The sequence below is a fragment of the Streptomyces kurssanovii genome (assembly GCF_040677245.1).
Taxonomy (GTDB): domain Bacteria; phylum Actinomycetota; class Actinomycetes; order Streptomycetales; family Streptomycetaceae; genus Streptomyces; species Streptomyces kurssanovii.
Genome location: NZ_JBFAQK010000011.1, coordinates 1 through 15,690 on the forward strand (window position 1 = coordinate 1; position 15,690 = coordinate 15,690).

The window sequence follows — 15,690 nt, forward strand, 5'->3', positions numbered from 1 at the left end:
CCGCCTTATCGGCGTAGCGGTGCGCTAGATGGCTGGACGTCTCACCCTTTCCCTGTGCAGCCCCGTGCGGCCCGGGGGGGGCCGGCCGGCACCGCGGCGAGCCGCGTGTCCGGGCGGAATCAGCGCGCGGTCCGCTCGTGCACGTACGCCACCAGCCGCGTCAGCGCGTCCGGGTCCGTCGTCGGCAGGACCCCGTGCCCGAGATTGAAGACGTGGCCCTCCAGCCCCGCGGCGGCGTCCAGCACCTCACGGGTCTTGGACTCGACCGCCTCCGGCGTGGAGAAGAGCACCGCCGGGTCCAGGTTCCCCTGGAGCGCCTTGCCGGGGCCGACCCGGCGCGCGGCCTCGTCCAGCGGGACGCGCCAGTCGACGCCGACCACGTCGGCGCCCGCCTCGCCCATGAGGCCGAGCAGCTCGCCCGTACCGACGCCGAAGTGGATCCGCGGGACTCCGTAGGAGGCGACGGCCTCGAAGACCTTGACCGACGCGGGCATCACCGAGCGCCGGTAGTCGGCGGGAGCGAGAGCGCCCACCCACGAGTCGAAGAGCTGTACCGCGGACGCGCCGGCCTCGATCTGGACCTTCAGGAAGGCGGCGGTGATCTCCGCCAGGCGGTCCAGCAGGTCGGCCCACAGCTGCGGGTCGCCGTACATCAGGGCCTTGGTGTTCTCGTGGTTGCGCGAGGGCCCGCCCTCCACGAGGTAGCTCGCGAGGGTGAAGGGCGCGCCGGCGAAGCCGATGAGCGGGGTCCCGCCGAGCTCGCCGGTGAGCATCCCCATGGCCTCGGTGACGTACCAGACGTCTTCCGGCGAGAGGTCGCGCAGGCGCGCGAGGTCGGCGCGGGTGCGGATCGGCTCCGCGACCACCGGGCCCACGCCCGGCTTGATGTCGAGGTCGATGCCGATGGCCTTGAGCGGCACCACGATGTCGCTGAAGTAGATCGCCGCGTCGACCTTGTGCCGCCGCACGGGCTGCAGCGTGATCTCCGTGACGAGGTCGGGCCGCATGCACGACTCGAGCATCGGGATGCCTTCGCGGACCTTCAGGTACTCGGGCAGTGAGCGGCCCGCCTGACGCATGAACCAGACCGGCGTGTGCGGCACCGGCTCGCGGCGGCACGCCTTCAGAAAAGCGGAGTCGTACGTCGTCTGGTGGCCCGGGGGGCGGTTGTTGGCGCTCACGCACTGAATCTTCGCATGTGCGCGGGAAGTGCCCGCCCCGGCCCGGGTGTCCCTCCCTGCGCGAAGCCCCCGTTCCGCCTACTCTTCCCCGCATGGCTGCGGCTCAGGGACATTTTTCCGATCATTCCAAAAGCGCTGACGAGAAGGGGAACCCCGAACCGAGCAGTGACCCCGGTACCGAAGCGGGCGCTGTTCCGCCCGCGTTCCGTCATGCCGTGGAGGCGCTGCGGTCCGCACGGCTGCGGCCGGAGATCGAGGTCGAACCGACCCGGCCTCCGCAGCGGCTCGCCCCGCACTCGTACGCGCTCGAGGCGGCGGTCGTCGACGGTGAGGACGATCTCGCGGACGGCCGTCTGGTGCTGCTCCACGAGCCGGCCGGCCACGACGCCTGGAACGGCACGTTCCGGATGGTGACCCTGGTGCGGGCCGAGCTGGAACCGGAGATGGCGGCGGATCCGCTGCTGCCGGAGGTGTGCTGGTCATGGCTGACGGGCGCACTGGAGGCGCGCGGGCTGTCGTACGGGGAGCCGAGCGGCACCGTCACCCGCGCGGGGTCTCACTATTTCGGAGGACTCTCCGACCGGCGTCCCGCGACCCAGATCGAGATCCGCGCGTCATGGACCCCCCGCGAGGGTCCGGGCGGGGCACCGGACACCGCCGCACACCTCGCGGCCTGGTGCGATCTGCTCTGCCAGATCGCCGGACTGCCGCCGTCCCCGGCCGGTCCGGCGGACAACGCGACGGGCGTGGTGACCCTTCCGCAGCGTCGCGGCCCCCAGCAGACCTGACCGGGCCGGGGTCGCGGCGTGGGGAGACTGGGCGCGGCCGTGCGCCGGAGCAGCGGGCTCTCACGCCGCCCGTGGACCGCCCGCCTGAACGGTTCGCTCGTAGGATGATCGATCGCCTGTCCGAATTGCCCCGATTATTACTCACCAAATCGTGATCATTCTCTAAAGGCGGACGGGTTCGGTGCCGAAGAGGTCAATGACCCAACTGCACGGTTCGCCCCGGCTTCACCCCCCGAGCCGGCTCCGTCCCGCACCTTTCCAGGAGGCCTGGTGTCCGTTCTTCTCGAGCAGCCCGCAAGCCTGGTCGCCTACCGCCCGAACAAGCCGACGGCCATGGTCGTCGTGGCCGACCCGCGCGTCCGTTCCACCGTCACCCGCCACCTGTGGGCACTCGGGGTCCGTGACGTCATCGAGGCGTCGTCCATCGCGGAGGCACGTCCCCGCGTCGGCAACCCGCGCGACATCTGCGTTGCCGACGTCCATCTGCCCGACGGTTCCGGGCTGACCCTCCTGTCCGAGACCCGCGCGGCGGGCTGGCCCAACGGCCTGGCCCTGTCCGCCGCCGACGACATCGGCGCCGTGCGCAACGCCCTGGCCGGCGGCGTCAAGGGTTACGTCGTCACCGGCACCCGAACCAACATCGGCCACCCGACCCGCCCCGGCGCCGCCCCCATCGGCGCCGCGGCGAACCGTATGCACCGTCGCCCCCCGGGTGCCCCGAGCCACCCGGGCGGCTACCGCGAGCTGTCCGGCCGCGAGGTCGAGGTCCTGCGCCTCGTCGCGGAAGGCCAGTCCAACAAGGCCATCGGCGTCTCCATGGGCCTGTCCGCGCTGACCGTCAAGAGCCACCTCGCCCGTATCGCCCGCAAGCTGGGCACGGGCGACCGTGCCGGAATGGTGGCCGTGGCACTGCGCACCGGAATCATCCACTGACCGCTCCGTAATTCTTCCCGCGCCCGTCGACGGAACGTTCCGTCGACGGGCGCGTTCCGTTCACAGATACCCTTGACACGTGACCGACGCCCAAGAGACCGCAGCAGAGACGACACTGCATACCACCGGGGGCGCCCCCTCGGACGACGAGGTCCCTGCCGCAGGGCTGCCGATCCCGTTGCTGGAGCCCCGTGAAGGCATCCCCCCGGTTGTCGCCGACGAGGACGCGCTGGCCGAGGTGATCGCCGCCTTCGCGGCGGGCACCGGCCCCGTGGCCGTCGACGCGGAGCGCGCGTCCGGCTACCGCTACGGACAGCGCGCGTACCTCGTGCAGTTGCGCCGTGAGGGCGCCGGCACCGCGCTCGTCGACCCTGTCGGCTGCCCCGACCTGTCGGCGCTCGGCGACGCGCTCGCCGACACGGAGTGGATCCTGCACGCCGCGACCCAGGACCTTCCCTGCCTGCGCGAAATAGGCATGGTCCCGGCGCGGATCTTCGACACGGAGCTGGCCGGGCGGCTCGGCGGCTTCCCGCGGGTCGGGCTCGGCGCGATGGTCGAGAGCGTCCTCGGCTACGCCCTGGAGAAGGGCCACTCCGCCGTCGACTGGTCCACCCGCCCCCTGCCCGAACCGTGGCTGCGGTACGCGGCGCTCGACGTGGAGCTGCTGGTCGACCTGCGCGACGCGCTGGAGAAGGAACTGGACCGGCAGGGCAAGCTCGACTGGGCCCACCAGGAGTTCGACGCGATCGCCTCCGCCCCGCCCCCGCCGCCGCGCCGCGACCCCTGGCGGCGTACGTCGGGGATGCACAAGGTGCGCCGCCGCCGCCAGATGGCGGTCGTGCGGGAGATGTGGACAGTGCGCGACCGGGTCGCCCAGCGCCGGGACGTGTCGCCCGGCAAGGTGCTCGGCGACGCCGCGATCGTGGAGGCCGCGCTCGCCCTGCCCGCGAACGTGCACGCCCTCACCGCGCTGCCCGGCTTCGGGCACCGGATGGGCCGGCGTCAGCTCGAGCAGTGGCAGGCCGCGGTCGACCGGGCCAAGGCCCTGCCCGACTCCGAGCTCCCGCAGCCCGGCCAGCCGCTGAACGGTCCGCCGCCGCCGCGGTCGTGGGCCGACAAGGATCCCGCCGCCGCGGCCCGCCTGTCCGCCGCGCGCGCGGCGGTCTCCGCGCTGGCGGAGGAACTGAACATGCCGCAGGAGAACCTGATCACGCCGGACACGGTGCGGCGCGTGTGCTGGGAGCCGCCCGCGACGGTCACGGTCACGTCGGTGGCCGACATGCTGGAGTCTCTCGGCGCGCGTCAGTGGCAGCGGCAGCTCGTCGCGCCCCTGCTGGCCGGGTCGCTCACGGCCGGCCCGGCGTAGCGGCCGCGTCCACCGCGACGCGGTCCGCGACCTCGGTGAAGGCCCCGCGGCAGTGGGCGCTCAGCGCCCGCACCGCGGGGTTGCCCGTCCGCCGCCGCACAAGGGCGAGCTGCGCGGGGGTCCGCACGTCGTCGATGAGCCGGGCGTCGGTCCGTCCTGATACCCGGCTGCCATGGACCGGCTCAGCACCGCGACACCGAGTCCCCGCCGGGCGACGTCCGCGACGGCGTCCGCGGCGCTCGCCCGGAGTGCGATCCGGGCTTCGATCCCCTGCCCCGCGCAGGCGCTGTCGAGCACCGTGCGCAGGCCGGTGCCGGACGGCATGCGGACGGAGCGGGTGGGCCGCGGCCTCCCGCAGCGTGACGCGGCGGCACCGCGCGAGAGCGTGTCATGGGGGACGGCGACGACGAGCCGCTCGCTGATCACCGCCCATGTGTCGAGGCCCTCGACCGCCGGGGCGGCGGTCCCGACGAGCGCCAGATCCACGCCGCCCTCGCGTACCGCCTCGATCAGCCGGTCGGAGTCGTCCTCCAGCAGACGCAGTTCCACCCCCGGTGCGCCCGGTGGAAGACGGCGAGCCCGTCGAAGAACGGCGTGACGGCGCATCCCGCCACCATGCCGACCGTCAGCCGGCCCCGGATCAGACCGGTCAGCTCCCCCACCGACCGACGGCGCCGGCTGCCGCCGGTGCGGCCGTGCGTACCGAGCGACCACCGGAGCGGGGCGTTTCGCGCCTGACCGGGGCGGGGAAAGGCTCGGCGCAGCCGCCTGCGACGTGTGACCTTCACCGCTCCCGGCCCAGGGGGTGGGCAGCCTGGTTACCCACAAGTAGCATGGGGCGAGCAAGCGCACGCTCAGCCGTGCGCCCGCAGCAGTGCAACCCCGCACCCTGGAGGAGAGCCATCGTGCCTCGTACCGTCAGGGACGTCGTCTTCGTCGACGGCGTCCGCACCCCGTTCGGCAAGGCGGGCCCGAAGGGCATCTACCACGAGACCCGCGCCGACGATCTCGTCGTGAAGGCCATCCGGGAGCTGCTGCGCCGCAACCCGGCCCTCGACCCCGCGAAGATCGACGAGGTCGCCATCGCCGCGACCACGCAGATCGGTGACCAGGGTCTGACCCTCGGCCGTACCGCCGGCATCCTCGCCGGACTGCCGCAGTCCGTGCCCGGCTACTCCATCGACCGGATGTGCGCCGGCGCGCTCACCGCCGTGACGAGCGTCGCCGGATCCATCGCGTTCGGCGCGTACGACGCCGTCATCGCCGGTGGTGTCGAGCACATGGGCCGCCACCCGATGGGCGAGGGCGTCGACCCGAACCCGCGCTTCGTCAGCGAGAAGCTCGTCGACGAGTCGGCCCTGTTCATGGGCATGACCGCGGAGAACCTGCACGACCGGTACCCGCAGATCACCAAGCAGCGCGCCGACGAGTACGCCGTGCGTTCGCAGGAGAAGGCCGCCAAGGCGTACGCCAACGGCAAGATCCAGCAGGACCTGGTGCCGGTCTCGGTCCGCCGCACCAACCCCGAGGCCGGCGAGACCGGCTGGGGCCTGGTCACCGCCGACGAGCCGATGCGCCCGGGCACCACGCTCGAGTCCCTCGCGGGCCTGAAGACGCCGTTCCGCGTCCACGGCCGCGTCACCGCCGGCAACGCCGCGGGTCTGAACGACGGCGCCACCGCCTCGATCATCGCGTCCGAGGAGTTCGCCCGCGAGCACAACCTCCCGGTCAAGATGCGCCTCGTCTCGTACGCCTTCGCCGGTGTCGAGCCGGAGGTCATGGGTTACGGCCCGATCCCCGCGACCGAGAAGGCCCTCGCCAAGGCCGGCCTGTCGATCGAGGACATCAACCTCTTCGAGATCAACGAGGCCTTCGCCGTCCAGGTGCTGGCGTTCCTCGAGCACTACGGCATCGCCGACGACGACGCGCGCGTCAACCAGTACGGCGGCGCGATCGCCTACGGTCACCCGCTGGCCTCCTCCGGTGTCCGTCTGATGACGCAGCTGGCCCGCCAGTTCGAGGAGCAGCCGGAGGTCCGCTACGGCCTCACCACGATGTGCGTCGGCTTCGGCATGGGCGCCACGGTCATCTGGGAGAACCCGCACCACAAGGACGCCGGAGGCGACAAGTGACCACCACCGCTGAACTCCTGAAGGGCGCAGCCGAGCTGTTCCCCGACGAGGTCGTCACCCAGGCGCACGTACGCCACCTCGACCTCCCCGGCGGCGCCGGGCGCTTCGCGCTCATCACGCTGGACAACGGCCTGGACCACACCAAGCCGACCACCTTCGGCCCGCAGTCGCTCGCGAACCTGAACACCGCGATCGACCAGGTCGAGGCGGAGGCGGCGAACGGCGACATCGTCGGCGCCGGCGTCACCGGCAAGCCGTTCATCTTCGCCGTCGGCGCGGACCTCAAGGGCGTGGAGCTGCTCAAGGAGCACTCCGACGCGCTCGCCATCGGCAAGGGCGGCCACGACGTCTTCAAGCGTCTCTCCGGCCTCGCGGTCCCGACCTTCGCGTACTACAACGGCGCGGCCATGGGCGGCGGCGTCGAGGTCGGTCTGCACTGCTCGTACCGCACCGTCTCCAAGGCGATCCCGGCCTTCTCGCTGCCCGAGGTCTTCCTCGGTCTCGTCCCCGGCTGGGGCGGCTGCGCGATCCTGCCGAACCTGATCGGCGCGGAGCGCGCGGTCTCGGTCATCATCGAGAACTCGCTCAGCCAGAACAGGCAGCTCAAGGGCGCGCAGGTCTTCGAGCTCGGCATCGCCGACGCGATCTTCGAAGGCGCGGACTTCCTGGAGCAGTCCCTGCTCTGGACGGCGTCCGTCCTCAAGGGCGAGATCGCCGTGGAGCGTCCCGAGGTCGACCGCGGCGAGGCCTGGGACCAGGCCGTCGCCAAGGGCCGGTTCATCGCCGACTCCAAGGTGCACGGCGCCGCTCCGGCCGCCTACCGCGCCCTCGACATCATCGAGGCCGCCAAGGACGGCGACCTGCAGAAGGGCTTCGACGCCGAGGACCAGGCCCTGGCCGACCTCATCATGGGCGGCGAGCTGCGCTCCGGCATCTACGCCTTCAACCTGGTCCAGAAGCGCGGCAAGCGCCCGGCCGGCGCGCCGGACAAGAGCCTGGCCCGCCCGGTCACCAAGGTCGGCGTCGTCGGCGCCGGTCTGATGGCCTCGCAGCTGGCGCTGCTGTTCCTGCGCCGCCTCGAGGTGCCGGTCGTGCTGACCGACATCGACCAGGAGCGCATCGACAAGGGCGTGGGCTACGTCCACGCCGAGATCGAGAAGCTGCTCGGCAAGGGCCGTATCAACCAGGACAAGGCCAACCGCCTCAAGGCCCTGGTGACCGGTGTGCTCGACAAGGCCGAGGGCTTCGCGGACGCGGACTTCGTCATCGAGGCCGTGTTCGAGGAGATGTCGGTCAAGCAGAAGGTGTTCGCGGAGGTCGAGGCGGTCGCTCCGGCGCACGCGATCCTCGCCACCAACACCTCCTCGCTGTCGGTCTCCGAGATGGCGTCGCAGCTGAAGCACCCCGAGCGGGTCGTCGGCTTCCACTTCTTCAACCCGGTCGCGGTCCTGCCGCTGCTGGAGATCGTCCGCGGTGAGAAGACGGACGACGCTTCGCTGGCCACCGCCTTCGGTGTCGCGAAGAAGCTGAAGAAGACCGCGGTGCTCACCAAGGACGCCCCGGCGTTCGTCGTGAACCGCATCCTGACCCGCTTCATGGGCGAGATCCAGAACGTCATCGACGAGGGCACCCCGGTGGCCACCGCCGAGAAGGCCATCGAGCCCCTCGGCCTGCCGATGTCGCCGCTGGTCCTGCTGGAGCTCGTCGGCCCGGCCATCGGCCTCCACGTCTCCGAGACCCTGAACCGCGCCTTCCCGGAGCGCTTCACGGTCTCCGAGAACCTGGCCGCGGTCGTCAAGGCCGGCAAGCGCGGCTTCTACGTCTACGACTCCGGCAAGCCGGAGCTGGACCCGGAGGTCGCCGCGCTCCTCAAGCAGGGCGACACCGTCCTGACGGAGGAGCAGGTCCGCGACCGCGTCCTGGACGCCGTCGCGCAGGAGATCGGCCTGATGCTCGAGGAGGGCGTCGTGGCCGAGGCCCAGGACATCGACCTCTGCCTGATCACGGGCGCCGGCTGGCCCTTCCACCTGGGCGGCATCACGCCGTACCTGGACCGTGAGGGTGTCTCGCAGCGGGTGAACGGCAAGCCGTTCCTCGCTCCGGGCGTGGCGAGCGTCCCGGCGTAACGCGCACAGCCCTCCGCCCCGGTACCGCAGACGCGGTGCCGGGGCGGAGGCGTTTCGGGGGCCGAAGTGCGGTCGGCCGTCACCAGGCCGGTTCGTGCGGAAGGTGCTCGCACGCGGTCCCGCAGGTGCGGCGGGCACGCGCGGATTCACGCAGCCAGTTGTCCCGGGGGATGCCGTGGACCTTGAGCGTCAGCCGGGCCGGGGCGGAGCGCAGCGCGCTGAAGACGGAGACGAACTCGAGGTGGTGGACGCCCGGTTCCCAGTCGTGCGGGTGCTTCACGCTCCACTTGCCGTCCTCCTTGACGGCGGCCTCGGCGATCAGGCGCCCGCTCTCCAGGACCATCACCTTGCTCACGCCCTCGGCGGCCGTGCCGGAGAACCTCGGCCGTGGGCCGCTCCACGCCCCCTCGCGCGGGCCGAGCACCGCGGGTGCCTCCACGTGGTCACGGACCACGAATCCCACGGCTGCCACAGGCGACATGCCTCGGTCGTGGAGACCGACGGTCTGTACGACGTGCTCGCCCGCCGGCCAGCTGACCACGCGCCGCCACATCCACTGGCCCTCGGCGTTGACGGAGGTGCCGCCGATGTACTCCCCCACCCCGGCGAAGAACAGCAGATAGCTCGTGCCCGGCTCGGCCGTACCCGTGAATTTCAGCTGCCCGCTGACCATCCGGCCATGCACGGGCGAGGTGATGACGGGCGGGGCGCCGACGCGGCCTTGTTCGACGAGAGCGGACTCGGGGTTCTGCACGGTGAATTCGGGCAGCACCGCCGGACAGTCACCGGGTATCAGCCTTTCCGCGTCGACGACTCCGGGTGCGATGCCCGGGGCCGACCGGAGCGCCCCGGCGAAGAGCCTGGCCACCTCGCGGGCGCCCGGTTCGTTGAAGTGCGTGGAGTCGATGATCCCCTCGGGGTGGTTCGGATGAGCACCGGCGTCCTCCCACCGGAACAGGGCCCTCGCCCTGGTACAGCCGAGTTGGTGCAGCATCCGGGTCGTGAGTTCGTTGAGGTCGACGAGGACGGCCCCGGTCTCCGCGGCGGCCTCCCGTGCGTACTGCGCATATCCGTCATGGGTGTCCGACACGTTCCCGTGCACGTCGAAGACGCAGCGCGCGGCGGGGGTCACCACCACGGGAACGGCGCCCTCGCCGCGGATACCCTCGACGTAGAGCCTCAGATACTCCTTGAACTCGCGGGGGCTGTGATATCTGAGCGGCACATTGACCCGCTGCTCGACGGCGCCGAAGTCGATCGCCACGAAATCCCCAGGCTCCAGGATGTTCAACAGCTTCACGAACCGGTCGGTGAAATAGCCCCGAAGCGTCATCGCGTCCCGGGCGAAGTTCTTGACCTCGTAACCGGGCCCCAGGAATTCCTGGACGTACTGGCCCCAGCCGGCCATCGGGGATTCCTCCGGGCGGCGTGACGTCGCGACGGAATTGCCGAGGATGCAGAACTTGTTCACGCTGTTCCTTACAGAGGCCAGCCGGGAAGGCGGCCGGCATGGAAGAGTTGGTTGCGCGCCGATCCCGCCTCGAACTGGCTCGCGATCGGGAAGTAGCTGGGGAGGAAGGCGGCGAGCGTGGCGTCCTGCTCGTCCTCCGAGACGTCGCCGTCGTGGAAGTCGTTCAGGCAGAAGACGTCGTTGGAGCGCGCGGCGAGAAGGTGGTTGAGCTTCTTGACCTGCTCGCTGATACCGACGTTGACGAAGCCGCTGGAGATGCTGCCGGGCACGCTGCGTTCGGTGTAGTAGCCGAAGTAGTGGTGCAGCGAGGAGGCGACCGACACGTCGGAGCGGTCCCTCAGCTGGCTCGCGGCCGTGGCCCTGAGCTGCTCGGGGAAGGTCCGTTCAAGGTCGTACATCACGCTGCGCCGCAACGGGTGCGGCGCGTGGATGAACGAATTGACGAGGAGCCGCCCGAACGCCCAGGAGATCAGCTCCCTGTTGTTCTTCGCCGCGCTGCGGCTGTACTCGTCGGTGAGCCGCACCGGGTTCATCGGGATGGCGTTCGACGACATGAAGTGCTTGGACTGCCCGTTGCCGAGGAAGAAAAGGCTCGGCTGGATCGGCTTGGCCACGAAGACGTCGTCGTTGAAATACAGGAACTGCTCCGACAGATCCTTGATGTGGTGCATCCGGCTCTCGATGGCGTGCGAGTTGTACGTGGGCAGCGCGCCGTCGTCGCCGAATATCTCAGTGTGGTCGACCACCCGTACACGCGGGTGGGCCGGGTCGAGCCAGGCCGGCACCTGGCGGTCCGTCACGATGTAGATGTTGCGGATCCAGGGTGCGTACATGTCGAGCGAGCGCAGTGAGTAGCGCAGTTCGTCGCGGTTGCGGAAGCGGGCGGCGCTGGCCGCCGCGTCCTCTGTGTCCATGCCCTTCGCGGCGAGCACCGCGTTCTTCCGCTCCAGCCAGTCGACGTCCGATCCGTCGACCCAGGTGTAGACGGCGTCGATGGGGAAGGCGACGTCGTGGTGCAGCGTCCGCTCGAAGGGTGCGATCGTCGGGTACCGCCGCCCGCCCAGAACGGTGGGGACCCGGGTCAGGGCCTCCTTGGGGATGCGGGAGCCGATCAGGGTGCGCAGCGGGGAGGTCATGTGGTCCGGCTCCTCCGGATCCTCCTCCCAGAAGGAGATGGTGCACCCGTACGCCGCCCCGAGCCGCAGCGTGCGCGCCGGTGTCACCACGTTCTGGTAGACCCGCACCCCGGCGCACGGCGTGTTCACGTGATCGGTGGCCAGCGAGGCCAGCGTCGTCGTCATGGCGGCGTCGGAGTCGTTGAGCAGAGCCATGTACACCGCCTGGCCCTGGCAGCTGTCGGCGAGGGCCTTGAGCGCCGCCTCCCGCTGTCCCACGAACACGGCGAGACTGTGCCTGATCTTGGACGTACGGGTCACGAAGTACGGGATTCCGCCCTGCTCGAGGGCGTTCGCGGCCAGGGCGAGGTTGGCCTGGATCACGTCGAACGGCGTCTCGGCGTCGGTGACCCGGCAGATCTGTCCGCCGTCACGCACCAGCCCGGTCCCGCCCTGAAGGACGCGCTGCTCCGCGTTCGAGAGCCGGCGGGAGTGCCGGGTGCTCGTAGGCGCGGCGGCGGCCGGCCGGCCCTTGCCGTCGACTCCGCAGTGCAGCGCGTACGCCGCCACACGCTCCGCCTTCATCAGCTCCCGGCGCCCGGAGGACTGATCGGCCCGCAGCGCGGCGAGCAGCGTCTCCCACCCCTCCGTGGGCCGGAACCTGGCGGCGTACGAGGCGGCCGACCGGCCCAGCGAGTGGCGCATCTCCTGCTGCTCGATCACCGCGAGCAGGACCGACGTGAGGGCATCGACGTCCCCCGGGGTCACCAGCAGGCCGGTCTGGCCCTCCATCACGACATCGCGGGAGACGCCCGGGGCGTCGTAGGCGATGACCGGGACCCCCGCTGCCTGAGCCTCCATCAGTGAAAGGCCGACGGCGTCCTCGTCGGCGGTGCTCACCGCGATGCTCGCCTTCGCCCATTCCTCCGCCTGGTGCGGCGCTTCGCCGATGAACTGCACACTGCCCTGGAGGCCCAGCTGGTCCCGGCGCTGCCGGAGGGACCTGCCGTGCGGCCCGTCGCCGAGGATGCGCAGCGTCCATGTGGGGTGGAGGGCGGTGACCTTGGCCCAGGCGCCGAGCACGTCCCCGATCCGGGACTCCTTCTCCAGCCGGGAGGCCATGGTCACCATCCGCGTCTCCAGGGTGGAACGCGGCCGGAAGCCCTCGGGCAGGCCCGGCGGCAGATGAGTCAGCCTGGCCGCGCCGGGGCCGAAGGTGTCGGCGAACCACTGCTGCGAGCGCGCGCCGGAGAACGTGAGGGCGTCGCACCGCGCGCCGTGCAGGGCCAGCGGCTCCCGCTCGGCTCCCCCGCTCTCCACGGCACGCAGCTCATGGTGGACGGTGAGCACACGCGCGGGCGCGAACCGGGCCACGTACGCGAGCAGCGCCGGAGAGGTGGGGACGACCACGTCCGCGTCGATGTCCTGGAGGAGGTACTCCAGTTCGATGTCGGCGAGCCGGTGGTACAGGCCGTCCCAGCGCCGCTCGACGATCTCGCTGGGCATGGCGGCCAGGGCCGCCCCGGTCGCGGCGTCGGGTCCCGAGCGGCGTACGGCCTGATGGACCGACTCCGCCGCCTCGACGAGGAACTGGACGGCGATCCGTTCGTCCGGGGACACGAAACGCCTGCGCCGCGCCTTGAAGACGCTGACGACACGGACCTCGTGGCGGTGGGCGAGCAGGGACGCATGCTGGAACACGGCGCGCTCGGCGTCGCTCATGACATCCGCACGCGCCAGCAGGAACGCGATCTTCATACAGAACCCTCTACTTGCCCTCTGCCTCGCGGCTGCAGGTGAGCCGGAAGTTGCCCGCCGGCGTGTAGCGGGGCTCGACCACCATCAGCCGCTCCCGCTGCGGAGCGACCGTGATCCTTCGCATCCCGAACACCTTGCCGGGGTCGCGTACGTCGTGCAGCCGCCTGGCCAGACGCAGCGGACGCTTGCCGCCTCCGGGATGCACCATGACGTCCCAGTGCACCCGCCGGCCGCTGTCGGGGACCATCTCGGACAGCGGCACCTCGACCCGCCACAGTCCCGGAACCGTCTCGGACAGGGGCCGTTCGACGCTCTGTCCGGCCGCCACGAACTCCGCCACCGGGCGGGCCGCCCGCACGCCGAAGAGATAGAGGTCCAGTTCCACCCCGGAATGAGCCGAGTGGACGTTGGCGACCTCGGCCGCCGGACTGGCCTTGCTGCACACGACCCGCGCGTCGCCCCGCAGGGTGCGGCCCACGCGGTAGCGGTCGCCGGTGACCGGCGAGACGCTCATCGCGCCGGTCGGGCCGCCGGTGGGGGCGGGCAGTTCACGGAGCAGCAGGGGCATCCGGCGCGACTTCTTCCCGGCGCCGACCCTCAGCCGCAGCTTCCAGCGCCCGCGCCCGACCGGGAGTCCGCCGGCCTGCTCGCCGAAGAGGACGGCCGCGTCCATCAGCAGCCGGCCTCCGCTCTCGTACACGGTCGCCGGCACCCGGTGGCGGCTCCCCCGGCGCCGGACGAGGATCTCCGCGCTGTCCGCCGCCTTGACGGACGTCGGCAGCACGGCGTGGAGGTTGAGCGTCTGTCCGTCGAGCAGTGCCGCGTAGCGCAGCACAGCGGTACCGCTCTCCCGCCGGGGCAGGAAGAAGCGGGTCATCACCCGCAGGCGGACGGCGCCGAAGCGGGCACGGACGCCGCGGCGCGCGGCGCCCAGGCGTCTGCGGACACGGCTCATGCGCTCAGCCCCAGGCCGCCGGTACGCGGGGCCTCGAGCGCGTCGGCGCCGGCCTGCTCGTACGGGCTGGGAACCGGGAAGTACGTGTTCAGGAACGTGTCGATCATGCGCGCCTGGGCATCGGGATCGTCGGCCTCGACGGTGTCGTTGATGCAGAAGGTGTCGAAGTTCCGCTTCGCCAGCAGGGAGTTGAGACGCCGATGGGCGAGCTTGTCCGCGAGGTCGATGTAGACGTACCGGATGTCGCCGACGGTCGCCCGCGCGGAGTGGTACGCGTAGTAGTGGTGCAGCGACGAGGCGATGGGCACGTCGTGCGGCGAGCGGAAGCGGGAGTGCTGGGTGACCCGGTGCGCCTGGGCGTAGACCTGCTCGATCTCGTCGAGGACGCTGCGCCGCAGGGCGTGCGGGGTGTGCTTCATCTTCTGCGAGATGACCGTGCCGAACTGCTGGGCGATCAGGCCTCTGCTGTTCTTGCCGGCCGCGTTGACCGGCAGGTCGTCGGGGCCCGCGCTGCCCGAGGGGATCAGCGCCTTGGACATGAAGAACTTGGTCAGTCCGTTGGGGTGGAAGAACTGTCCGGGCTGGACGGGACGGCCGAAGAAGACGTCGTCGTTCAGGTACAGGAAGTGCTCCGCGAGGTCCGGGATGTGGTGCAGCTGGCTCTCGATCGCGTGCGAGTTGAAGGTCGGCAGCGCGTCGGGATCCGAGAAGATCTCGCGGTGGTCCACGACCCGCAGCCCGGGGTGGTCGGTGTTCAGCCACCGCGGCACCTGGCCGGCGGTGACGAGGTGGACCCGGCGTACCCACGGGGCGTACTGGTGGAGGGCGCGGAGGGAGAAGAGGAGTTCGTCACGGCTGGTGTAGCGGGAGTCGTTCGCGGCCTGCTCGTGCAGCGGCGGCGCGTCGGCCGCCGTCTTCCCGTTGCGGACCGCGTCCCTGCTGGCACGCCACTTCGGGTCGTCGCCGTCGACCCATGTGTAGACGACGTCGATCGGGAAGAGGTGGTCCTCGGGGAGCGGCGCGGCGAACTCGGGCAGAGTACGGGCGTATCCGGTCGTGTAAGCGGCCGGGACGGTGCTGAACAGCGTCTGCGGGGCCCAGCCGGTCTCCCGTGCCGACGGCACCTCGGTCACCACCCGGTTGGGTCGCGGAGCGACGAGCCGGCCGTCGGTCTCCGTCCAGAACTCCAGGTCGCAGCCCGATTCGTCGCCGAAGACGAGTTCGCCGGTCGGGTCGCACACGTACCAGGCCAGGCGCAGGACCTTCTGCGAGGTCAGCCGCCGCCAGGTCTTCGCGGAGGCGCCCGGGTGCATCCGCGCGCCGATGGTGCCGACGTAGCCGGGGTTGCGTCCGAACACCAGCCGCAGCACTTCCTCCACGTCGCCTCTGGAACCGGAGGGCACCGCCACGCAGGGAAGGGGGCCGGACACGCCACGGACGCAGAAGTAGTCGATGTCCGCGGCCTCGAGGGCGGCGACGACGATGTGCAGGTTCCGCGCCCGGGCCGCCCAGGCGGTGGCTCCGGGCACCAGCGTGGCGCGGGCGTGCCTGCCGCCCACCTTCACGACCTTGAGCAGCGCCGCGGCACTGTGGCGGGCCGGCTTACGGCGCCCGCCGAGCATCCAGACGACGGTGGCGGTGCGCACGGCGTCGGCGAGTGCCAGAGCGGCCATGACCGCGTTACGCAGCGGCTGCGGGACCCGCCGGACAATCTTCCTGCGCGCACGGACCGGCACGAGAGATCGATAAGTCGACACAAGCGCGCTGGCCTCGGGGTTCTCGAGGCTGACCACTGAACTACCGCACCATCCCAGACGAGGCACGCCGCGCCCCTGCCAGCGACGCTGCGGCAGATCGGCGGCCCG

Annotated in this window: 12 protein-coding genes; 5 read left to right on the forward strand and 7 right to left on the reverse strand. The window is 71.2% G+C overall.

The window, feature by feature from the left end; translation table 11 throughout:
- Positions 1–119: 119 nt before the first annotated feature.
- Positions 120–1,181: a uroporphyrinogen decarboxylase gene (gene hemE, locus AB0K36_RS11105; protein WP_364591453.1), complete on the reverse strand. Its 1,062-nt coding sequence runs from the start codon at positions 1,179–1,181 to the stop codon at positions 120–122.
- A gap of 92 nt (positions 1,182–1,273) precedes the next feature.
- Here hemE and AB0K36_RS11110 point away from each other — a divergent pair, with 92 nt between their 5' ends.
- The 3 genes from AB0K36_RS11110 (at position 1,274) to AB0K36_RS11120 (ending at position 4,268) form a co-directional block, all read left to right on the forward strand.
- Positions 1,274–1,969, forward strand: a complete 696-nt coding sequence (locus AB0K36_RS11110) for a DUF3000 domain-containing protein (RefSeq protein WP_364591456.1) — start codon at positions 1,274–1,276, stop codon at positions 1,967–1,969.
- A 270-nt stretch (positions 1,970–2,239) separates the two neighbouring features.
- Positions 2,240–2,902 (forward strand): helix-turn-helix transcriptional regulator, encoded by a 663-nt coding sequence (locus AB0K36_RS11115; RefSeq protein ID WP_005310513.1) that lies wholly within the window; start codon positions 2,240–2,242, stop codon positions 2,900–2,902.
- A 79-nt stretch (positions 2,903–2,981) separates the two neighbouring features.
- Positions 2,982–4,268: an HRDC domain-containing protein gene (locus tag AB0K36_RS11120; RefSeq protein WP_364591460.1), complete on the forward strand. Its 1,287-nt coding sequence runs from the start codon at positions 2,982–2,984 to the stop codon at positions 4,266–4,268.
- Between the two features lie 60 nt (positions 4,269–4,328).
- Here AB0K36_RS11120 and AB0K36_RS11125 read toward each other — a convergent pair whose 3' ends face one another.
- Positions 4,329–4,817 carry a LysR substrate-binding domain-containing protein gene (locus AB0K36_RS11125; protein ID WP_364591463.1) on the reverse strand — a complete coding sequence of 163 codons (489 nt, stop codon included), beginning with the start codon at positions 4,815–4,817 and terminating at the stop codon, positions 4,329–4,331.
- The gene (locus AB0K36_RS11130; protein ID WP_364591466.1) at positions 4,778–4,930 is read right to left on the reverse strand and encodes a hypothetical protein; all 153 of its coding nucleotides are present in this window, start codon (positions 4,928–4,930) and stop codon (positions 4,778–4,780) included. The genes AB0K36_RS11125 and AB0K36_RS11130 overlap by 40 nt, the downstream gene beginning before the upstream one ends.
- 243 nt (positions 4,931–5,173) lie before the next feature.
- Here AB0K36_RS11130 and AB0K36_RS11135 point away from each other — a divergent pair, with 243 nt between their 5' ends.
- Both AB0K36_RS11135 and AB0K36_RS11140 read left to right on the forward strand, forming a co-directional pair.
- Positions 5,174–6,400 carry a thiolase family protein gene (locus AB0K36_RS11135; RefSeq protein WP_189471673.1) on the forward strand — a complete coding sequence of 409 codons (1,227 nt, stop codon included), beginning with the start codon at positions 5,174–5,176 and terminating at the stop codon, positions 6,398–6,400.
- On the forward strand, positions 6,397–8,526 hold the full coding sequence (locus AB0K36_RS11140; protein ID WP_364591469.1) for a 3-hydroxyacyl-CoA dehydrogenase NAD-binding domain-containing protein: 2,130 nt from the start codon (positions 6,397–6,399) through the stop codon (positions 8,524–8,526). Before AB0K36_RS11135 ends, AB0K36_RS11140 begins: the two co-directional genes overlap by 4 nt.
- A gap of 79 nt (positions 8,527–8,605) precedes the next feature.
- On the opposite strand, the gene AB0K36_RS11145 is transcribed toward AB0K36_RS11140, so the two are convergent.
- The 4 genes from AB0K36_RS11145 to AB0K36_RS11160 are packed head-to-tail and all read right to left on the reverse strand — an operon-like array spanning position 8,606 to position 15,618.
- A complete protein-coding gene (locus tag AB0K36_RS11145; protein ID WP_364591472.1) occupies positions 8,606–9,997 on the reverse strand; it encodes a hypothetical protein in 1,392 nt (463 codons plus the stop codon).
- A gap of 8 nt (positions 9,998–10,005) precedes the next feature.
- Complete coding sequence (locus tag AB0K36_RS11150) at positions 10,006–12,870, reverse strand: stealth conserved region 3 domain-containing protein (protein ID WP_364591475.1); 2,865 nt, start codon at positions 12,868–12,870, stop codon at positions 10,006–10,008.
- A gap of 10 nt (positions 12,871–12,880) precedes the next feature.
- A complete protein-coding gene (locus tag AB0K36_RS11155) occupies positions 12,881–13,825 on the reverse strand; it encodes a hypothetical protein (RefSeq protein ID WP_364591478.1) in 945 nt (314 codons plus the stop codon).
- Entirely contained in the window at positions 13,822–15,618 is a 1,797-nt protein-coding gene (locus AB0K36_RS11160; RefSeq protein ID WP_189471681.1) for a stealth family protein, read from the reverse strand. The genes AB0K36_RS11155 and AB0K36_RS11160 overlap by 4 nt, the downstream gene beginning before the upstream one ends.
- Between the last annotated feature and the right edge of the window lie 72 nt (positions 15,619–15,690).